Genomic DNA, 24,201 nt, shown 5'->3' with positions numbered 1-24,201 from the left:
ATGGGCATTGAGATACCTTCCGGCCTGCAGTGGGTCGCGTATTTGGCCGGCGAGCAATGGCCAAAAGGTGACGAGACCGCGATGTTCCAGATGGGCACGGATTGGGACAACGCCTCGCAGCAGATGTCGGCCGTCATCACCAATCTGCAACAGGCGCAATCGCAGTCGGCGTCGGCGATCACGGGCCAGACGGCCAGCGCTGTCGCGGCGCAATTTCAGTCGCTGCTCACCGGTGACACCTCGATCCAGAGCCTCGCCGATTCGATGTCCTCATTGGGCAGCTTGGCCACTCAGACCGGAACGCAGATTCAGTACACCAAGCTGCAAATCCTGAGCACGCTGGGCATCGCGGCCGCCGAGATCGCCTATGCGCTGTCCTCTGTCGAGTGGACCTTCGGCGCATCGTTGGCATGGATCCCGCCCATTGAAGCGATCACGATGGCGGTGATCCGTGAGCTGGCCGCGCAATTGATCAAGCGCATCCTCACGGCGGTGGCCGAGACCCTGACAAAGACCGGCCTGCGTCAGCTACTCAAAGATGCTGCGGTGGGCGCGATCACCGGAGCGGCCATCGGGGTGGTGCAGGATATAGCCATCGAGGAATACCAAATCCACGAAGGCGTACGTAGCGGAATCGATTGGGGCCAAGTCGCCGAAATCGCCGTTGGCGCTGTCGTCGGCGGCGCCGTAGGCGCCGTTGCGCACGGTGTCATATCGAAGTCATTGGGCGAATCGACCAACATCGGAGCCAAGGCCCTCAAGGGCGGGCTGACCCACTTCAGTGTGGGCGCGATCGGCAATGTCGCCGGCGCGGAGGCCACCGGCGGCGGCTTGTCCGCCGACGACATCTTCGGTGGCGCCGGGGGCGGTGCGGTCTCCGGAGGGATCCATGGCGCCTCGGAGCACCCCGAAGGTGACGCCCACGGTGAGAAAAGTGCCACCTCCACCGAGGACGCATCTTCCGACGACAAGTCCTCCGATGACGCTGACGATGACGCCGACGGCGCGAGCATCACCACGCTCGTCGAGCCCGACATCCCCAAGACGTCTACGGGGTTGGATGACTTCTTCCCGACGAGCAAATCGGGGCCCGACGGTGACTTGGCCCCCGGTGTTTCGGAGACCGGCACCAACGAGAGTCCGCCGCCCGCAGGCCAAGGCCGCTCACAGGCGGCACCCACACCCTCCGACGGCGACACGTCCGCCTCCCCGTCCGACTTCGGCGCCAGCCTCAGCCGGCAGTCTTCCGGCTCCGACCTTTCGACGGCCGCCACCGTGTCCGCTGCGACAAGCGAATCGGCACCGGATCGCGGTGCACATGGCGTCTCGGGCAATGAATCCGGCGCCACCGCCGCTGGGCAACAGGCCGAGTCGGCCACCGGTGGCGGTGATGGTCCGGAGGCCCGGCAGGTTCAGCCAGTTCCCAACGACACGATCGCGCCGTCGAGTTCGCCGGCAAATGGGGGCGCTCCCGCACTGTCCGGAGGCCACCAAAGTTCAGCCGCCGCCAACCCGCAAGGGGGCGTCGCGAACGCGCATCGACCCACGCAGGCATCGGCGCCGGCGAGTTCAGCCCCGAGCGGAGCACGGACGAGTCCGCCCACCGCAGAGGCCGTCGACGGCGCCGCACGCAACGGTCACGCGGCGCAATCCAATCAATCGTCAGCGGGCGCTTCGACCGGCGCCCGCCCCTCGGCGTCCGGACCGGCACCGGTGGCTCGCACCGCGGACGGCCCCGCGGTGGAACCGCTCGAGCGACCCGGGTCGGCGGCCACCTCTACAGCCGATTCCACCTCGAGCCAAGTCGACCGCAACACCAACCCGGTGAACGCAGGCGACGGCGCGGAAGGGACCACAGCGTCGACCACGGCCGCCGAGGACGGCGGCGGAGCATCCGTAGCCCGGCATCTGCCGGACACCACAACCTCACACGACGCCGAGCCGTCGACGACACCCGTTGTTGCGCCGGCAAACTCCGATGTCGCCCACGGGGTACCCACCGAACCAAACGCCAACGAGCCGCCGGCCACCGATGGCAGCGGGCAGCTGGGGCAATCCGAACATCCCAATGACGTGCAGATTCAGGATTCGCGGCCGCATTCCGCGGAACCGATCGGTGATCCGCAAGTCCCGCCGCGAGTGCCGGCCGAGATGGCGCCTGTCTCGGGAGATTTCGAAGCCGTTACCGACGACTCGGGTGTTCGCGGCGCGGCATCCGAGGCTGACGCAGGCGGACGATCGCCGGCATCGGCAATTAGCGACGGGGACGCGGCGTCGGACGCAAGCCGTTCGACCCCCGACAATGCGGAGCGAACATCGCGCCCCGAACCACCCGAGCACCCGCAGCGCGCCTCGGCCAGCGTGTCAGCCGACGCGGGCGAGTCACGCCCGACGTCGGAGCCCGTCGCGCGAAAAACGGACGAACCGGCGTCGCGGCAGGACAAGTCGTCGTCGAATCCGAGGCCGTTGCGAGACGTGCTACAGGGATTGCCCGCAGAGCCCACATCGGCAAGCCGTGCACGCTCGGACGGCAACACCGACGAACGAACCGTTTCCGCAGCCGCGAAAGACGAATCCGCGCCCGCCGACAGCGGTCAGCACGACGTGCTGCGGCTCAGGGGCGGTGCCGGCGACGGCAGTCGCTTCTGGCAGACGCTCAGCAAGATCGCCCAACGCGCGACCGGGTCCGACGACCGGGCCGCCAGCCAGGACCTGTTTCAGGCCCTCAAGGAGAAGGCCGAACGGGTTGAATCCGCGCGGGACGGCGATACGCATCCCACCCCAGACGACGGGTTCGGCGCGGACCCGTTCGGGCTCCGCGAGCCCAGCCCGACGCCGGCTCACCTACAAGGCGTGAAACTGGCTGACGTTCCGATCCATTCGCTGGGAGAGCACATTCAGACGATGGATATGGCCAGGCGGCCCGGTGACCCGCCACCGGCGGAACTGGGTCACTGGTCGGAGGCGGCGCCGTCGCGTGGGCGCTGGTTCGAGGACGACCCCGCCCGGCCGTCTACCGAGCCGTTGCCCACGCGACTCGAGATGCCCAAAGTCTTCCACTCGATCTGGTTGGGCGGCCCGGTGACCGACGGCCGGAAAACGACCGACCTCGTCCGCCGCAACCTCGAGAAGCTCAGCAAGGCGGCACAACGCGAGGGAATGCGGGTGATCCTGTGGACCGACGTACCCCGCACAGACTTCGATCGACCCAGTAGTGACGCCGCCCGAATGCTGTCATGGGCGAGACGCCACAACGTCTCCCTCCTCAGCCCGGACGAAGTCTTTCACCGCGCGGAACCGATGCACCTGGGCGCCGAATACCGGTTGGAAAACGCGAAGGGGACCGCCGCCGGGTTCACCGCGGCCAGCGACATCCTGCGGCTGGAGATCCTGCACCGGTTCGGCGGCATCTATACCGATCACGACAACCGGGTTCGCCGCCTGGATGGGATGCGAAACCTGTTGGGAGCGCCGGGATTCGCGCTGCACTCGCAGGACAACGGAATTCCGAACAACTCAGCCCTGCTCGCCGCCCGGGGGCACCCATTCATCCGGAGATACCTGGACCGGATCGGCTCCAATTACCGGAAGGTCCAAGACCAACTTCACCCGGAGGTGCACGGCTTCGTCGGTAATTCCGCGAAGGAGCAGCACAAAGCGTATGTCCTGCGACCCGGAATGGCCATCCGGCGCCAATCGGTAACCGAGCGAACCGGCCCGTTCAACTTCACAGCGGTGACCGAGTCTCTGAACCTGCACGACGACTCGGTCCCGCGCATCCGCACCGATCAGTTGGATATGGGCGCCGCCCACACCTGGCTGAGCACCAAGCCGCTACGCTTCGCGCCCGAGCAGGCGCCGAAGGTGTTGGAACACGCCATCAGCGGCTTGATCAGGGATTTGCAAAACCGAAGGGGCGACCTGAACTTCGCGGCGATAGCCCCACTCATCGAGGGGCTGCCCGACCCTGCGGCCGGGTGGAAAGCCGTCGTCGATTACCTGCACAGCGTGCCCGAGTTACGCCGCCAGGTGCAGACAGTGACATACGCCTACCTGCGCCCGAAATCGAACGTGCCCATCCTCGGTGACCGCCTCCGGGTCCGCCAACTCGATCTGCCGCAGTCCGTTCTCGAAGCCTTCGGGTTGCCCGGGCGTGGGCGCGCCATCGACCTTTCGGGTACCTGGCGGCGGGCGGCGTTCTCTGTTGACGTGCGATCCGGTGAGTGGGGCTCGCGAGGACTTGCGCACTCGCCGGGCGATGAACAGCCTATGACGTTCTCGGACGGGGGGCATGGCGGAGATAACGCGATACTGCACGGCCTGCCGCAAGAAGACCCGAGGCCTGAAGATGCGGGCCGGAGCGTTGACGAGTTTGACCGACCGCCATCCGAGAGCGAAGCCGACTCGCTTACAGATGAGATGGTGTTGCAGTCGTCGGCGGAGAATGATCACAGCGATCCGCAGCCATCGAGAGCCGTTGACATACAGCGTGATACGAACTCGGCTGCAGGCGGCGAGACCCGAGCCGAACAAGGGGGGGAGCGGTCCGGGCAACCGACCCCGGCGCAGAGGTTGTCCGCAGAGTCGGGGCGATCCGCAGGCCTTCCCCGTTCGCAGGAATCCATCAACGACATCCGGTCGTGGATCGGCGATCTCAACAACGACGGAGACCCCGCGGTCGCCCCCGACGGTCCCCGGCTGGCGAACTGCGGCCCCGCGACGATGGTGGTGTTCGACCGCTTGTCGGGTACGCCCAGCTTCGGGCGCGCCTACGTGGACCGCTCCACCGATGATCACCGACAAACCCATGAGCGGTACTCGGGCGATGGCGACCGGCGGACTCATGAGCTGACCCGGGACGAACTCGGTGCGGCGACCGGCCTGCGCCTGGTGCGTAACACCCCTGAGGGGATTGCCGACCATTTGGCCGCCGCGGGGCCAGGAGCCCACACCGTCGTGGCGGTCCGATATCGAAACGGGCTGCAGCACAGCTTCAACGCCTATTACGACGGCACACGTGTCCACGCCTTGGACGGACAGCACGGAACGGTGCGATCATGGCCACCGCGTCTGGATCGCGCCGAGAATCCCGTCGTGCAATGGTTTGTGGGAGTCCCGTCAGACGGCGACCGGCCGGTCGCGCCGCCGGATAAATCGGGGCGGTCCCAGGACATCACCAGACACGGGGACAACCCGGACGAGCACTCGGCGCCGAACGCCCAGAATCCCGGTGCTTCGGACCACGCCGGCACCGACAACAGACGGTTGATACAGGGCCTCAGCGACGGTTCGGGGCTGCCGCACGCCGCGTCTAGTAACCAACGCCAGCTGCGGCACACGTTGCCCAGGCGGGAATCACGATCTTCGGACTCAAGTTTTGGCGGCGAGCCGACTTCTCGTTTCGGGCCCGAACACGTGAACGAATTGGAACGCGACCCGTTCCTCGACGCGGATACAGACCGACATTCCCCACGTCCTCTCGCGGCGATGTCGCCCGAGCAGCGCGACGCGTGGGAGCAGGAGTTGAGCCGGCATGGCACCGAGCTGAGCAGCAGGGCGCGGGCGAGGCTCCGGCCAGGCGCACCGACGAACCCACGCGAGGCATGGGACCGGTTTGCTGAGGCCCTCGACGCTCGACGCCTCGCTGCGGCCGACCCCTCCCACGGAGCGGCGCGCGGGCACGCTCAGGCCCTCTTGGCTGTGGCACAACACGACCTGCGGCGGTTGGGTATGGATCCCGATGCGTTGGTAGACCGGTACCACGCCCACGCCCACGCCCACGCCCACGCCCACGCCCACGCCGACGAGACGCGCGCGCCGGAGCCGGCTGCATCCGGCACACCACCGGTCGAGGGAGCCGGCGAACCACATGGCTTACCGACCAGCGGCGATGGCCGGGTGGTCGATGCAAACGGCGAGAGCCACTGGGGCCTCTATGGTGCGGCCGGGCTATTGCTGCGGGCTCGACGCCCCGACGGCTCACTTGCCGTGCTGCTGCAGCAACGAGCGGATTGGACGGATGAGGGCGGCACCTGGGGGCTACCTGGCGGCGCTCGAGACCTCGAGGAGACCGTCGAGCAGGCCGCGGTGCGAGAGGCTCGCGAAGAGACCGGCCTCCGCGACGACTTGGTCACCGTCCGCGCACCCGTCGTGACTGCTAGGGCCCCCGGCATCGACTGGACATACACGACCGTGATCGCGGATGCGCCCTACGCGCTGGATACCGTGCCCAACGACGAGGGGACCCGGCTGCGCTGGGTTTCCCTTGACGAGGTCGAAAGCCTCACATTGCACCCGGGATTGGGCGCTAGCTGGGGAAGTCTGCGGATCCAGATGGCCGATAACCCGCTCCCTGCGCCGCGTCCCAGCGCCCAGCTCGACCCAAATGTCGACCCGATGGTCGGTGTCGGCGTTTACAGCACGCTGCGCACGCACGCCACGACATTCCGGACCGACAACGATCTGTTGTTCCGCTACGACACCCGTCCGCCCGACGCCATCTTCGCTCAGGGGTTCGCAACCCGTGATCCGTCGGTTCCCGGTCTCTTCGACGCGAACCATTTCTTATCCACCACGCGACACCCCAACATCGATCTGAACTTCATTCAGCCTGAACACGATCGAGTGTTTCTTTACACCATCGATGCGCCTGGCGGTATCGACATCAATGCGACAGAAGGCCTCGATCCCGATGAGTATCAGCAAGAAATCGCGTTCCCGGGCGGGATCAGGCGGGAAAACATCGTAGGAGTGCAAGAAGTCCTGCAACTGCACGCCGAGTCGGGCGATCCCGACCGTCCTGCGGGGCCCCGCTTCGCAGAGTTGGAATTGAATCCGCATTTCGACCCGGATCTCCCCAACGACGCCCCGCCCGCGCCGCTGGGAACCGTCCGCGACGACAGCGTCCCCTCCTCACCTAGCACTGGCACAGACATAAGCTTTGCGCCGGCCTCGAGCGGTGTGTACAGGCAGGGTTCGGAATCCCCGTCAGGATTCAACGAATTGGACGACGGCCCGTCGACGTCGCGCAGGTTCCGAGATGTCCTGGGCTCCTTGCCTACCGAAAACCCATCAGCGGCACAACGCGCTGCATCACCGGCGGAACCGTCTCCGGGTAACGCGCACCCGCCCCATCCGACACTCGGTGATGACGAGGCGGCCACTGGTGGCCACACGCACGGCTTGAGTACGCCGCCCGCGAGGGATGACGAGCACCCACCGCAGCCTTCGGCCGGCGACGACGCCGCGGTGCATCACGACGATTCGGCAGCACCGCAACATCTCGCGCCGACGGATCTGCCACCGGTCCCGCATGCGCCGGAGGGGCCGCTGCCCTCGCTATCCGGTGGCCACCGTGAGGCGTGGAGTCACGAGTTGGCGCGGCACGCCGAGGGCGACGGGTCCGCGGCGGCCAAGGGCAAGCAGCGTGAGGGCGCGCCGCAGACCCGGGTCGATGCCTGGGACCACTATGTCGAGGCGCTCAGCGGCAATGAAGATGGGCAAGTGACCCGGGCGCGTGCCGATCTGGCGCGTTGGGGGATCACGGATCCCGATGCGTTGCTCGCGGTCTACCACGATCAGTTTAATCCGCCCGACGCTGCCCCGCCTTCGGGTGACACCGCGCCAGACGCCGCTGCCGCACCCGCCCCATCCGCACCGAAGGCGAAAGACGCGGCAGCGAACGACAATTCGAAGACTCCATCCAGCGGGCAGACGCAGCTACGACACACCGCGCCCCGTTGGGAAGCCCGTGATCCCTCACCATCCTCGGACTCAAGTTTTGGCGGCGAGCCGACTTCTCGTTTCGGGCCCGAACACGTGAACGAATTGGAACGCGACCCGTTCCTCGACGCGGATGCAGACCGACATTCCGATGACGCGTTGCACCCGACAGCAGCTCCTGCCGACGGCGCCGACGCACGAGTCAATCCGTTGACAGCAACGCTCGCCGACGTTGCACATGACGGCGCGACTGCCGGCTCGTCCACCGTGGATGCTCGTCCAGAACCCAGTCGATCGATCGAAGTCTTTGACGAGCATGGCAATCCGATAATCCCGGCCACCGCCCTGCCCGGACGAGTTACCGTTGATCCACCCGTCTTCACGACCGACCGGCCCAGCGCGCAACTCGATCCGAGCGTCCGCACGGCCGACATCACGGGCGTACCGGCCAGCCGTGAGAACCCGAGCGCCGCTCTGCACTTTCGCGCGGACGACAACCTGCTGTTTCGCGATGATTCTCGGCGTCCCAGGCGAATCTTCGAACAAGGCTTCAGGCCGCGCCAGCCGACTAACACCGATCTTTCGTTGATGTTGAATGACTACGGAAGTGCATTCGTTTCTACTACGCGCGATCCGCTGCACAACCACTTGGGCCAATCTGCGCCCAGAGCAAGGGTTTTCCGCTATCTCATCGACGCGCCTGGCGGGATCGACATCAATTCCACCTTCGGTTCCGAGCACGGCGGCGACCACGAGGCTGAGGCCGCATTCCCCGGCGGAATCAGAACCGAGAACGTTGTCGGAGCACAAGAGGTGCTCCGTGAGGCGAACATGGTGGACCGCGCCCTGGGCAGGCCGATCGAGCTCGGACTCGGCGAGTTCGTTCGCAACCCGCACTATCAACCAACCGCAACAAGTCCTCATTTCGGAGTGCAGGAGACTGAGGCCGGGTCGTCGACTCCTGACGGTCCGACTCGGCGGGACCCCAGCACTGATCACCCAGCCGGTGCCACCGAAGCGCCCACTGGCGGGCACACGCACGGCGCGAGTACGCCGCCTGCGGGGGATCACGAGCACCCACCGCAGCCCCCGGCCGGCGCGACTGCACCGCGTACCGTGCTCGGGAGTCTGCCTGCCGAGGACGCCTGGGAAGACGAGCAACCGATCGCGCCAGCCCACGAATTGAGCTTCGACTCGTCCAGGCCATTGCCCAGCGCGCAACTCGATGCGTCGCTCGGACTGGACAGCGTCACCGGTATCCCAGACGGGCTAGCCGCACAAATCCGCGCCGACGACCTTCCCCTCTTCCGCGACGACACCCGCCACCCCAGCGAGGTGTTCACCTCAGGCTTCGAACCGCTCGACCCCACGAACACCAACCTGACGACCTTCGTCCTCGGTCGGCCCGGCGCGTTCGTCTCGACCACTCGCGACGCGACGCTCAATCACCTCGGGCCGCCGACCGAGGCCCGCCCCAGTGTTTATCGCTACCACATCGTCGCGCCGGGTGGCATCGACGTCAACGCGACCCTGCCTCACCACCAGGACGGGCATGAAGGAGAAGTCGCCTTCCTGGGCGGCATCCGGCGCGAGAACATCCTCGGCGCCGAACAGGTGCTCGACGGACGGCCGCAAGTTCTCCGGCTCGGCGGCTTCATCCCCAACGACCACTTCGACCCCGCCGCACCCAACCCTCACTTCGCCGCCGAATCGCCCGCCGAGACGCCCGACTCACCAGAGGCCAGCGACGACGACATCACCCCCATGAATACCCCGAGGGCTCGGCCGGCGGCGCTTCCGCCTGAAGTGGCGGCCACGCTCGAGCTCGACCCGCCTGACTCGTCACACCCTGAGGGCGCCACGCAGCTGCCGGAAGCCGAGTTCGACTCCGGCGCCGGGGACTTCGACGACTCGGGCTCACGACAGGATCTGTCTCCCACCGCGCTGCGTGGTGTAGCCGCCGATATGGATACATCGGATGTCCGACCCGCCCAGGCCGATGCCGCGGAGCTCGAGTCCCATCGCGCGCCGCTGCCGGAACCTCCCACCGAACAGCCCATCTTGGCTCGTATTCCGCACTCGGTCAACTCAATTGACGAGGTGCGTGACTGGATCGGTGACCTCAACAATCAGGGCGATCCCACGGTTCCGCCAAGCGGGGACCGATTACTCAACTGCGGGCCGGCGACGATGGTGGTGTTCGACCGGTTGTCGGGCATCGAGGGACCCGCACGCGCGCATCTGGGTCGGATGAGTCCTGACGACGTGGGCCTGGCGACCGGGCTGCCCCTCGTGCCCCGCAGCCGCGATGGGATCGCCGAGCGTTTACGGGACGAGGGCGCGGGGGCACACACCGTGGTGGCCGTGCGGTACCGAGACGGTCAGGCGCACAGCTTCAACGCGTTCTACGACGGCGAAGAGGTCCACGCCCTCGACGGCCAACACGGAACGGTCACGCCTTGGCCGCCGACGCTCGACCGCTTGAACAACCCCGTGCAGGCGTGGTTCATGGGAACACCATTCCATGGTGATGCGTCGATATTCTCCCTCTCGCATCGCGCCGAATCCGGTACCGTGCCGACACGGTCCGCGCTGCACGCCACGAATGACCACGAACCGGCTGACGAAGCGCCGGAGCGCGAAGGCAGCTCCTCGGCAAGCGACGACGGGGAGCGCGGCGCTTCAGACTCATCAGAATTCACCGAGACGGATTATGGAACGAACCCGGTCTCGTGGTTCGATCGCGACATCCGGGACGATGCCTCGCTGGATTCCTTCCTGCTCACTACCGGTGACAACGACGACGTGCGCAGGTGGCTGGAAAGCATCGGCAATGACGAGCGGCCCGACGTCGCGCAAGACGAGCCCGTCACGCTCAGCCAGGCGCTGCCGCAGGAGAACTGGTGGCGGATGTATCTCGACAGCGGCGACCACGCCGCCGCGCTAGCCCGCGACCCCGCCAACCCCGGCGGCTTGTATGACAGCGACGAATCTCCTGGCTTCCAGGCCGACATGGAACACGCCTACCGGTCGGTTCTCGACAACCCGGAAGCGCTGCGCCAGCAGTTGGACTGGGACGAGTACAACCGCATGCACGCGATGGTGACCAGCAACGCGCGCGCGGCCGGTGACGACGATTACCGGATCACCGGCACGGACTACGACCGAGGCATGGACCACTACCTCGGCACCTATTGGGCGGCGGACGACCTGCTGACCGAGCGGATCGGCGACCGCCCCTTGATCACTCAAGGAAGACTGCGCGACGTCCCGCCGCTACGCCGTGGCGACGTCATCGTCACACTGACTCGAGACGACGACGAGTATCCGCTGCTCACCACCGCATACCGAGCCGACCGCGTCCCGGAGATGGTGAACGCGGTGTTCGACCAGTACCGGCAGGATCTGGGCAACGCGAGCTCGGAGCACCAGCGGTTGCGCGCCATCGGGCGCGTCGTGCGCACGCTGCATGTGCTGCACCCGTTCGGTGAGGGCAACGGTCGACTGAACGTCTACTTCCTGTTGCCAAGATTGTTGCAAAGCAATGGCTTTCGCCCGGTCATCACGCCGTCGATGGCGCACCTGTTTTCGGGCGGATTCTCGCTGGACCACATCGCGACAGCGCTGCGCTGGTTTCAGGGTCAGCACCTCGAAGACGGGTTAGACGGTATGGGGGAGTCCGCGCCGTGGCGCGTGACCGACGACGATGCCGACTCACTCTCGTCGCGACCCACGTCGGCTTCAGGGTCGGAGGGCGGTTCAGGTCCCCGCAACGCGCCCGCGCCCACCACGCTGGGCGGCTTGCCCACGGACGATGCCGCTGCCGACGCCCCCGCAGAGCATCAAAACGCTGCTGCATCAACGCAAGAGCCGCGACCCAGCGAGTCCGACCACCCGATTGCCCCCACCGCAGGTATCGCGCCGCCACCACCGCTCGACGAGCACAGCGAGTTGACGAACGTCCAGGTGGCCGAGTACAACCGCACCGTTCGCGACTGGTTAGACCGGATCGCAGACACGGACTGGCCCGACGTCGCCCGCCCGTCCGCCAGCCTCAGTCATATTCTGCCCGAGGAGAACTGGTGGCGGCTCTACATCGACCCCCAGGATCATGCGGCGGCGCAGCAACACGACGATCCGGGCTTTCTGTACGACATGCAGAATTCTCCCGGCTTTCAGCGGGCCATGGTCAGTGCCTACCGGTCCTATCTCGACAAGCCAGCCGGGCAGCGGCCGCCCATCGATTGGGACGAATACTCGGACATGCACTGGCAAGCCACTCGCGGCATCCAAGGTGACTTCGAGATCGCCGACGTCGAAGAGAGACATAACTTCCATCCGATAGTCGGCGACGGGCCGGCGCCCGACCTGCTGACCGAGCAGGTCGCCGGGCGCCCGCTCGTCACGACGGCGCCACCGGAGTTAGGCAAGTACGACCCTCTGCCGCAGAGCCTGCGTGACAACGCGATCGTCACCATTTCTTCGTCGTGGGGCGACATCCCAGCGGTCCGAACGGAATTCGCCGAATCCGACGTGCCGCGAATGGTGAACGCGGTCTTCGACCAGTTTTACGAGGATCTCGGGGGAGCGGAAACCGAACACGACAAGCTGCGGGCCATCGGTCGGGTAGTGCGCACGTTGCATGTGCTGCACCCCCACAACGATGGCAACGGTCGTCTCAACATCAATCTGCTGTTGCCGCGGCTGTTGATGGAAAACGGCTTCTCGCCGGTCGTCACGCATTCGATGTCCGATCTGTTCTCCGGTGGTTTTTCGCTCGACCAGATTGCGACGGCATTGCGGTGGGGCCAAGACCGTGATCTGACACGGGGTCTGGACGATCTGCGGAACCCGGAATCGCCTACCGGGACGGGAACCGCGGCGGCGCCTCACGCGCCAGAAGATGAGTTGCAGGGACTGCCACCGCAGGAACCCGAGGCGACGGTGCTAGGGGGCTTGCTCACGGACGAGCCCGCAACCGACGACGCCGCGGCGCATCAAGACTCTTCCGCACCAGCGGAGGATTCCCCGCGGGTGGACGTGCCCCCGGTCGCGCCCTCGCCGGAGGGGCCACTGCCCCCACTACCCGATGACCGCCGTGATGCGTGGAGCCAGGAGTTGGCGGGCCATGCTGAGGGGGAGGGGCCCTCGGCGGCCACCGGAAAGCGGCGTGAGGGCGCGCCGCAGACCCGCATCGATGCGTGGGACCGCTTCGTTGAGGCGCTCAATGCCGGTGAAGACTCGCAATTGGCCCGGGCGCGTGCTGATCTGGTGAATTGGGGGATCACGGATCCCGATGCGTTGCTACCGATCTACCGCGATCAGATGGCCCTGCCATCACCGAAAAGCGGTGCTTTCGGACCGCTACGTGACGCGCCGCCGGTGGATGCCGACCTCGATCACGAGTACGGCCCGTTGGTCAACGCCAAGCGGGTCAAGCCCGAGGAAGCCGATCCTGACGGGCTGACGCACATCAATCCGGTGTTCTACCGACTCTCCGATATGCCTCCGGGGCTGCTCGATCTGCATCGAGACGCGAACTGGCATTACGCGGTCGACGCCGAGGGGCACATCCGCATCGGCAGTGAAGAACTCGCCGACATGCTGTCCCACGACGAACTCATCGAGCAGTTCCACGCCACCTACGATAGGCCGCCGGCCTCTGACGTTGAGCTCGGCGAGTTCCGCAGCCTGATTGACGGGCAGGGTCATCCCACCGTCGCGGTGGAGTTCGACGCCCAGGGCAATGTTGCCGCCGGCCGGCCGCAGTCGCGCGTGAGCGGTGAAATCGGCTGGAACGCTGAGACACATCAGTGGGAGGTCAACGACAAGTCCGGCCGGTACATGAGTGAGAAGGTCCGCCAACCCTTCCCGACTCAGGACGAGATGCGCCGCTGGGTCGACAACGTGGCCACCCGGCTTTCGGCGCATCTTGGCCAGCCCGTGACAGGCAGGTTGCTCAAACACGCCGACCGGCCCCAGCCTCCCGACCTGGGACACCACGATGCACCGGCGCCCGCGCCCGACCCGCCTGCCGGCGACACCGCCCCCGACGCCGCTGAGGCACCCGCCACCGAAACACACCCAGCGGATCCCGCCCCGCCTCAACCCGAGCCGCCGACCGCCCCACCGGATCCGAGAGCCGAAGACCCAGCGCCGAAGGAGGGTTCGAAACCTGTACCGCCGCAGGAGCCGCCCGAACCGGAACCCCGGCTGCCCGCCCGCATCGGGGACAACCTGACCCTCGGCGGCACCGACGTGCTCGAGCAATTCAGCTCCGACGATGCGGGGCTCAAACACGTCGAGCAGGTGGTGCGGCAATTGGGCGGCGACGCCGTATGGGAGAGCAACCGGGAGCAGGTCACCGCGCTGTTCTCCGACGACGGCCTGCGGCCCAACGTCGGCGGCATGCTGCGGGGCGGCCACGTACCGACCCGCGTCATCGACCTCTCGGGCAGGCGGACTTTGACGATCAGCCTCCGATTGGACGGCGCATCGGAGCACTCCACCCTGCGCTTCAAGGAGAACATCAAAAAGTACGAGTTCGAGCACACCGCCGACTCCACCAACACCTCGGGTTCCTTCTTCGAGCATCGGCGTCAGCTCTACGGCATCGTGCAGGGCAACATCACCCACCCAAAGGCGAGCGACACCGCCGCCGCGACCGGCTCGCGGACGCACGACACGGCGCTGACCAACCTGCGCGCCGACCGCCAGATCAGCGGCGCCCAAACAGCGGAGCCGGGCACCCGATTCCACGGACAGATCCAGGCCGTCATCACCCACCGGCTCAGCACATCGCCCGACGAGACGCATCCCCATCCCCTCGCTTACAAGACACAGGTTGTCGTTCCCAGTCGCGACGTCATCAGTGGCGATGAGCACCACGCCGACGAGGCACGTGACACGCTGGGCCCGCTGGCCGGGGAGTCGGGTCGGCCCGCTGCCGGCCAGCCTGAGGCACCACCGCGAGTGCAGTACTCCCACGCCTTGAGCGGTTCGGACGTCGTCACGAATTTTTCGCTGCTGACCGACGACGCCCCGCCGTCCGCACGCGAGGAAGACCACGGCCACCCGGCCAACCCCGCACGGCCGCTCGAGTCCGCGGCACAGCCGCAGACCATCGCCGCCTTCGTCACCAGCGAACCGATGCGGGCTGCGTTCGCCAAGGCGTACGGCAACAGGCTGGGCCACCGCGCCATGAACGAAACCAACAGCTGGCTCAGCGTAGAGCTGTTGCAAGCCAACCTGCATTCCATGACCAACAAACAACCGCTGGTCCTCAACTTCGAGGCGATACCCGGCGCCCGCCTGGAGGTGCACGCCTTCATCGAACCCGTCGGTACCCCCGCGAAAACACACCCGCCGACCACAGACACCGAAAACCGCGAAGCCCGCCCCATGATGCGGGCCACCGGCACGACGAAGGAAACCGAGTTCCACTTCGGGACTGAGACCGACACCACGCAGGTGCGCCAGGACGTGGTGACCTGGTCGGCGCAGCTCCCCACCCCCGGCCGCTTCCGCGGCCAAGGCGGCACCGACACGGGCCAGATAAGCGGCGGCCTGGACGGCACCTTCACTCGCGGACAAGCGGACAACGAGACACAAACCCGCCAGTGGCGGGTCCGCACGACACTGAAAAACCCTGCGCCAGGCCAGAGTTGGCACGGCCAGGTTCGGCTCCGAATCGAGATGCACACGCCCGACTCGGTCTCACCGGCCAAACTCGGGGAGCCGTTCAAGGGCGCCGTGCACGAGACCCGCGGCCGATTCGACGTGCTGATGGAGCAGTCGGAGACCAGCCCGACGACCGACTACCTGGGCAAAGAGGTGTGGGCCCCACCGCAGCGGATCTGGGGCATGCCTGCGACCGAACGCAACTCGGTCGTCAAACCAACGCTCTGGCGCTTCGGCGCAACGCCGGCCGCGGCCAGATCGGCGGCGGCGCCGGAGATTCCGCGTGGGGCGCGCAAAGAAGACACCGTTCCCTTGCGCGGGCTGGGCAGTCTGGACCGCGTCACCAACCTGGACCTGAGCGGCTTCCACGGAATGCTCGATTCGATGGGGCACAAGGCCTACGGCAGCCGCTGGAAGAACGTTCGTCCGCAGGTGTCGTCGTGGTATCACCTCAACCGCGTTCGCGGCTCGCTGGCCGCCATGTCCCAACACAGCCCCCTGAGCCGCCCGCAGTCACCGGGGCGCTCATCGGGCGGCAAGGACTCGTTCACCGCCGACTTCGAGCGACTCACCTTCCGCAAGGTGATCAACACGCTGTCCAGTCCGAGCGCCGAGCTCACCGAGGGCGTCGCGAGCACCACCGATCGCAACCGGCAGACCGCGATCCAAGTGGCTCCCGGTGGCCGGGGCGGTGATTTCAACGACAGCACCGTGTTCGGTGAAGCCCTCGGCGGCGCGAACACGACCGTCCGGGACGGCGAACGCGTGCGCAATCAGCAACGCGTGGCCGTCGCAACGAAATTCGACCAACCGATGGCACTCTTCGAGGGTTGGGTACGGCTCGACGGCACCATGACCGGCCCTCGGGCCACCGTGCACGAGTCGGGTTTGTTTCCCGTCGAGATCGCGATCCCCCTCACCGATCTGCAAGGCTCCCGCACGCACGACTCGTCGCTACCGCCGACGTTCACCCGTGACATCCCCACGGGATTCGTCGACGAGCCACGGCCCAAGCCTCCTGCCGACCCCGTGGATCAAGCGCCTCTGCCCAAAAACCCGTTCGCCCCCAACTCGATCGAACACCAGGGGATCCGGGCCGCCGCAGGCGCCCGGCAGGACCGATCGGCTGCTCCGGCTCCCTCGGCGGTGCGTCCAAAGCGGCTCGACAACCTCAGCTACGTCGTCGACCGGGACGTCCGCGACAACCCCCAGGCGTACCAGCTGATCGACAGCCCAACCGCCGACGCCCCCGCGCGCCGCGCGACAGCCGATGCGCCGAACGAAGACGAGGCCCGGGAAGCCTCGGCGCCACGCATCCCGCTTCGCCAGGGCACGGTCGAAAGCATGCTCGACGGTGAAGGGGCGGACCGCTCGACGCCGTTCGTCCCCAGCGACCGGGATGCGCCCGAAATCGGGCCGAGCCGCCAGGGCACGATCGAGAGCCGCGCCGGGCGTCAAGGCACCGTGGACAGTACGACACCGCTCCTTGGCCGTCGTCAGGGCACCGCGGACAGCGCCCCCGATCGCCGGGGCACCGCCGACGCGCCGTCATCCGAGGCACCGCAGCATCTGCTGACGGACGCCGCCGACGGCACGGCACCGCCGCAACCGCCCGAACCGGTGCGGCCACAACTGGACTGGACGACACCGGGGGTCACGGACGTGCACCGTCCCCCCGAACACGCCTTCGGACCGGCCTGGCATCCCTCCGACATGCTCGTCGGCATCGACCCCGCGAGCGGCCTGCTCGAGGCGATACGCCAAGACCTCGCCCCGGCCCTCGGCCGCTCCCTCGACGAGGCGATCGGCGGGCTTTCCCACGCGTTCGGCCCCAACATCTTGCTCGGCCGGCTGACCCACGAGTCCGGTAAGGAATGGAGTCACGACGTCGCGGTGCGGGGCGGCAAGATCACCGTCAAGGTACGCCCGGTCCGCGGCAGCGACCCCGACGACTTCGAACACATCGGTCCGTCAAAGAAATTCGAGACGGACCTGTCCACGGAGTCACAATCATCGACCGCCCACATCTACGGCAATTCGCTGCGAACGGTGGCAGGCGCGCGGATCCAGATTCCCGTCCCGCACGGCTCGGTCAGCGCGCAAATCACGCACACCTCGTCGGTGCGCCCCCGGGAAGACGTCTCGGGCCGGGCCGACCAGGGCCTCGGCCACCTGAGCAACGTGGACTTCCCGAACTTCACGGGCGAGATCGAACACCGGGTACCCGCCAGGGTGCGCACGACGGAGCCGCACGACCTGTTCCGCCAGCCGATCCGCTTTCACATCAGCTACGAACAACACGTCGTCGGCAGAAAGGTGCCGGGCGTTCCCGAAGCGCCACAACCGGTGCGGCTCAGCGGCACCTTCTCCTACCCGAAGGAAACCCCGACCCTCGTCGGCGGCGACCGTGAACGCGATCTGCCCGCGCCGGGACGACGCGTCGAGCTCGCCGTCGACCAGGCTGTGGTGAAAATCCGGCCACATACCGGCCGTGACTCGACGGCCGCCTCCGGCGGTGAAGGCGAAAGCCGGTCTTCGGGAGAGGATTTGGTGGCCACCCACATCCTCGACTCGATGACGTCCCAAGGCAGCGCGGTATTCGGGACCGCGTGGCCACAGGTACGCGCCGAACTCGCAGAACACCTCACAACGATGACCGTTCAACGGGCGCTGGGTGATTACAGCCGGGGCGGCACCAAGACGGTCCACCTCAACTCGGTGCGTGGCGGTCAGATTGTGCTCGGCGCCCGCCTCGACAGCTTGAACGCCACGGACTCGAAGCCCACCACCGAGTTCTACAGCGGCGGCCAGCAGTCGGTGGGAGCGGGTGTTTCCAACATCAAAGCCAGCGCCTGGCAGGGCTACGTTCAGGCCCAGGCAGACATACTGCCCGGCCAGCACCCCGTGAACATCTCGGCGCTGGGCCGCCTGACCGGCGGCATCGGCAACGAGACCGTCGACGCGCGAACGCACAATTCGGCTGTCGGCAATGTCTTTCGCAAGAAGGTTCCCACGGTGACGCATGTCGGCGTGGCCACCCTCACGGTCGACATGAGTCGGCCGACCGGTCTCTTCGGTATCGGCGGTGGTCGCGTCAGCCACGTCGGCACAGCACGACTCGACTTCATCACGCGGGAATCGCCGACCGACGCGCAAGACCACCCGGTGTACGCCCCGCGCGACGGCATTATCGGCAACGACGAACGGCGAGACGCCGTCGCACCTGCCGACCAGACCGGGCTACCGTCCCACGGGTTCAGCCGTGACACCATCATCCGCAAAATCACCAACGGTGCCGACGTTCGCAAGCACGTCGTGGAAAACCTGTCCGCGCTGAAAATCCCCGATATCAGCAAGCACCTGGACGACTACCTGACCGACACCCGCCTGGCGAGCAAACTGGGCGAGATGACCCGAGCCGACGGTGACGTGGAGCTGCTACGGCGCGGAAATCTGCGCATCACCGCCCGCGCCGCCGTCCGAGAACTCAACTTCCAGGAGATCGAACACGAAGGCGGCAACGCGTACGTCCTCAACGACGTGACTCGCAGCCGAAATCATCAACCCATCAGGACCCGTGAGGCCGGGGGTCGGGTGATGTTCGGTCCACACTGGCGGTCCGAAGACCTTCAGGGCAGCCTGCTGGCCGGTGCTGGCATCACCGGCCGACAGCGCCAAGCCCCGATCTCCAGCCAGGCGGCCCGAGTCTCGGCCAACGGGAAATTCCCCCGCGCCTACGCCGTATTCGACGCCACCACGGAAATGTCAGTGACGGTGACCTACGCGGGTAAAGCCCACGAAATCCCTCCCGTCGAGGTTCGCGGCCCAATCCTATTGCCCCAGAATGAAACCCACCCCGTCGCCCTCGAACCCGATCACGCCCCGGCGGAACAGCAACCGCCACCGCAAGCGGACCCCGCGGCCCTCGCGCCCGACCACGGCGGCGGGAATCCCGTTGGCGCAGGCGTCTCGAACTCACCGACGGAGATAGCGTTGTCCGCGGCCGTTCATCGCGAGGACGCCGACGTCAACGTGCAAACGCCCGAACTATCGGCGGCCCCGCAGCAGCCCGGTCCCACGGCCGATGCAAAGACGCTCGCACCGGATCCCCCAAGCGACAACGACCGCCGTGACGACGCGCAGCCGCCGAGTCGCCCGACTGCGGAGTCAACGCGCAGCGCTGCGCCACGCCCCGACGTCCCCGATGACGCAACAGTGGTAGTGACGACGCCGTTTGACGAATGGCGGCGGTTCGAGGCGGCTGATCCCGGGCGAGCCCAGGCCGTTCTGCAGGAAGCTGTGGCCAGGCTGGAGCGGGTCGGAATCGACGACGGAGCGCAGGCGATTCAGCGGGTCTATGCCGCGTTGCCTGATGTCGAGCGCCGCCTCAATAGTGTCGACCTGGCGGAGATTCTGTCGCGGCGGGTGGCGACGGGTCAGTCGTACCCGGCCGGCAAGGGCGGCGCCCGGGGCGGACAGGCACACCCCATGGTGGACCAGGTTCTGCAGAACCTGGAAAGGGCTCGGGATGAAGGCCGGCTCACGACCAGCGAGATGACGGGTCTCGCTCTGCTTCTTGACGAGGTTCCTTCGATCAGCACGCGCCAATTCGACCGGCTGACCGCTCTGGGCGCGCAGGTCCCGGACCGATTGCGGCCGGTCGCGGGCCGGAGCAACGCCACGGCGGGACCGTCTCGACTGGGGGGCAACACAGCAGCAGGAACATCCCGGCTCACGGGAAACGCCGGCTTACCGGTGGCGCGACACCGGGAGGTTCACCCTCAATCATCGCGCGCCACAACCACTTCAGCGCCGAAGCGGATAAAGACCGAAGACGCCGCGGCCAGCGGCGAACACCCATCCTCCAGGGGCGGTGCGGCCGAAAGCTCCACCTCGAAGGGCAAAGGTAAGGCCCCGGCAAGCAAGCGGACTCGCGACGAGCGTGACGCGGGCCCCGCTGCCGCGACGAAGCGGCCGAAGCCGCCACCCGCCGACGGCGAAGAGCCGCCGTCGGGCGCCCCCGGCGACGACACCCCGATGACCGCCAGGAAGCTCGAGCAGATGCTTGTCGCCCTGCAGGAGCGGCTACGCGCCAATCCTCGTTCCGAGCGCGGCGCGCGCACGGACATCGCCAGGCAGTTTGAAAGCCGGGGCGCGTCGCAAACGCGGATCAATACGACCGCCACCTGGCTCAGCGAGAAATCGTGGCGAGAGGTCAAAAGGAATTTCGCGGGTCGGCTCAGTGCCCTGCCGGACTATGAGGAGCACCGGGCTGCCATCCAAGACCTGTTGAACAGCCTGGGGCTCTTCGAGGGACAACTTCCCGAGCCGACGACGCAGACAAGATCGATCTATACCGCCGCGGATTTGGTCAGCGTGTTGCATTCGCTTATCGACTTGCGCAGCGAGCCCGCGTCGCCGCGAAGGGGCAGTGTCTTCCGAACGCTGGCCGAACGAACCGGGCTCCCCGAACGGCCAATTCAGCGGTGGATCAACGCGAATGGATCCCTGAAGATTCCGACCGAGCATCTCAGCCGGCTGCCGCGCTACGCCGCACACCGCGAGCAGTTGCGAGACGCCTTCACGCGACTGGAAAATCACGACGTCGCCTCGCACCTCCCCGAGCCAGGCGATCCAGCCCTGACCGACCGGGTCACCGCCGAAACCATTGCGGGCGCGCTCCGAAGGCTGGCCGAGGACCCGCGGGCCTCCATGCCGGCAATCAGCCGCGCCCTTGGCATCGGGGAGCAAACGCTCGGGGACTATGTCGCGCCCGGGCACGGTGGTCTTCGCAACCGAGAGGTTCCGCAGCACCTGACGCGGCTGCCCGATTACGCGCAATGGCGGGATTCGATCGCGAGCTCACTGATCGCCATGGGTCGAGGTGTGCAGGCGGCGGAGTTGCCGACGACGATCAGGGCTCAAGACTTCCTCAACGTCTTCCGCACGCATCAGGCACAGGTCGCCGATGCGATAGCTCGGATGCGGCGTGACCCCGCGTTGTCGGCCCACGACGCCGCACGAGCAGCCGGGGCGCCATGGGGTGCATTTGCCATCGCGGTCGGCGCCGGACCCGCGATCCGGGACCGGGCGGACATCGAAAACAGGCTGCACAACCTCTCGCCGCTTCAGCAGAGGGGGGTCGCCGCGCTCGTCGAAACTCTCAACCGCCTCGCGCTGGGCACCGAAAGCGCCGACGGTCCCATGGTTCCGATAACGGTTCGTGGAGGGATGTACGCGCCGGACCGCCGCTTCGTCGTCGCTCGCGGCCCGGACGAATCGGCGCCCGGTTCCCAGGTGGCACAGCTGTACGCGCGAAACCCGGAATTGGTGCGCGATCCGCGGTCGTTCGAACATGACCGCTCGGCGCAGCTACTGCGTTGGGTGTCAACGGTATTGCGGCGTCGCTTCGCGTCGTCCGGGGAGGTGCAGTCCTACTTCGACCGTGAGCAGCGGACGTTGTATGTGTCGTCGAACACCTATGCGGGGAACCGAGCGATACGGGAGTTCTTGACCGACTCCCCACTGGGTGATGCTTTGGATCTGCCGCCGGAGCACCAACCGACGAGCAGGGAGACGCGCCACTGGCGCAAGCTGCGCAATGCGATGTCGCGGTCGACGGCGAACGGCGACGGACTGGTCGACGAGATCGTGGATGCGATCCGGCAGGGCCGCGTAAGCGTTCCGGACGGTCGTTACCGAGACGATGACCGGACCGTTGAGCTACATGCCGAGCGCCGAATCCAGGAGGAGCTACAACGTCAGGACCGCCCCCTCGACCTGCGGCTGCTTGCGGGCACCATGCGGGCCTGCGCTCAATGCGCCGCCGCCCTCGGATTCGACGACCAGCGATCCCGCGGCCCATTCTGGATGACCCACGGCGCCAACGCGTTCCTGCCGACGGACCAGATCCTCCAAAACAACCTCAGCGGCCGCGTCGGGACCTCCGCCACCAGGGACCGGAGCGGCCGAATCACCGCCGATCACAACACCGACAGCGACACGGATGCCGACACCGACGACGAGTCGATTCCCGGCGGCGCCGAGAAAAAGGCCGACTAGGGCCAGATGGGTTGCGCAAACTTGGCCGACACGGCACCGGCCAATTCGAGATAGGCCTGCGCCGTCGCCGGCCTGAGCAAGGCGAAGTCGAAGTCGGCGCCCTCGGCCAGATGGGGCTCGAACGGGATGACGTGGATCGACTCGCAGCGCGCTTCGAAGTGCTCGACGACCTTGTCCAATTTCAGTGCCGCGGAGCCGGGTTTGGACGCGCTGAAAACGACGTGCGCGCTGCGCACCAGCCCTGCGTGACCGTGTTGACTGAGCCAATCCAGTGTCGCCGACGCGCTGCGGGCCGCGTCGATGGACGGCGAACTCACCAGAACAATGGCGTTGGCCAAGTCCAGCACGCCGGCCATCGCCGAATGCATGATCCCGGTGCCGCAGTCAGTCAGGATGATGTTGTAGTAATGCCGGAGAATGTCCATGGTCTGGCGATAATCGGTCTCGCCGAAGACTTCCGCCACTGCGGGGTCTTGCTCACTGGCCAGCACCTCCAGCCGGCTCGGCGCCATGCGGGTGTGGTTGCGGACATCCGCATAACGTCGAATCCGGTTGTCCCGCAACATGTCTCGCACCGTCGACGATGTCGAGGTATCGAGCACCCGTTCGCCTAGTGTGCCGCGATCGGGGTTGGCGTCGACGGCAATGACCCGGTCGGTCCGCACCATCGCCAAAGCCGAACCCAACCCTATGGTGGTCGTGGTTTTCCCCACCCCGCCCTTGATCGACAGCACCGCAATCCGGAAGTCACCGACAATGGGGGTGCGGATCTGCGCGAACAACTCCTCGCGCTCGCGTTCTTTGCGCGACATACCGGGATTCACCCGTCCCCCGGTGATCCGGTACACCACCTGCCGCCAACCCGACGACGGAGCGTCGGGATGGCGGGTCAGCACCTCAGCTTCGTCGAGTGACGGTGCCACGCGGTAGGTCGGCGCGGTGTCGGGACGAGGCGATGGGTGCCGATGTTCCTGCCGGTCGGGCTGGTCACGAGAGTGCCGCGGTCCGGCCGTCGTTCGTGGACCGTGGTGGTGGCCCGCGGGAGGTTGCCCCGGCATCTGTTCGGGGGACGCCAACCATGGCGGCAGGCCCTGCCATCCGGGCAGCAGCGGCGGTGGCAGCCCGGGAGGCCACCCCGGCGGGGGACCCTGCCAGCCCGGCTCGGGCAGCGGCAGCCCCGGCGGCCACCCCGGGGGCGGTACCGGGGCGTCGGTGGGATGCGCACCCCGGTGCGCGGGCGGCTCGTCGCGCGCGGCGGGCGTGGCCTCGTCACCCGGAACATGTTGCGTCTCATCGTGTGCCGCATCGAAGTCCGGGGTCACTGAAGGGGTCGACCTCTGCCAGGGCGGTGCGGCCATGCGTCGGATCGGGCGTGGGTCCGCGGTCTCGTCGGGCACCGGCTCGCCAGCGGATGCCGGGTGCTGGTGAGGTTCGCGTGCGTCGACAGCACCGTCGTCATGCTCTGCCGGCGTGAACTCGGCGGGTGTCGCGGCCTCGTCTGCGGGAACGAGGCCAGCGTCTATGTCCCCGGGATCGCGGTCCTGTTCGGGGCGCATCGCGTCGATCGATTCGGTTCGATGCTCGTCCCGTTGCGACCGCCGCGCCGCCATCTGTGCCATCAGACGAGCGGCTCTGCCTTCGACCTCGTCGAACTCGTCCGCCGGATCCGGACCGTGCTCGAACGGATCGTTCATGGACACTGTCGCACCTCGACTTTCGGCGCGGCGCCGTTCACCA

2 protein-coding genes are annotated in these 24,201 nt (G+C 67.0%); one reads left to right on the top strand and one right to left on the bottom strand.

Annotated features, from left to right (window positions below):
* Positions 1-22,464 carry an NUDIX domain-containing protein gene (locus A5714_RS15745; RefSeq protein WP_068286518.1) on the top strand — a complete coding sequence of 7,488 codons (22,464 nt, stop codon included), beginning with the start codon at positions 1-3 and terminating at the stop codon, positions 22,462-22,464.
* Here A5714_RS15745 and A5714_RS25440 read toward each other — a convergent pair.
* Positions 22,461-24,158 carry a MinD/ParA family protein gene (locus A5714_RS25440; RefSeq protein ID WP_082959775.1) on the bottom strand — a complete coding sequence of 566 codons (1,698 nt, stop codon included), beginning with the start codon at positions 24,156-24,158 and terminating at the stop codon, positions 22,461-22,463. The two genes, A5714_RS15745 and A5714_RS25440, sit on opposite strands and share 4 nt — an antisense overlap.
* Between the last annotated feature and the right edge of the window lie 43 nt (positions 24,159-24,201).

The sequence above is a fragment of the Mycobacterium sp. E2462 genome (assembly GCF_001672685.1).
Classification (GTDB): domain Bacteria; phylum Actinomycetota; class Actinomycetes; order Mycobacteriales; family Mycobacteriaceae; genus Mycobacterium.
The sequence above is the reverse complement of the archived record's forward strand: the minus strand, read 5'-3'. Positions and strand labels throughout refer to the sequence as shown.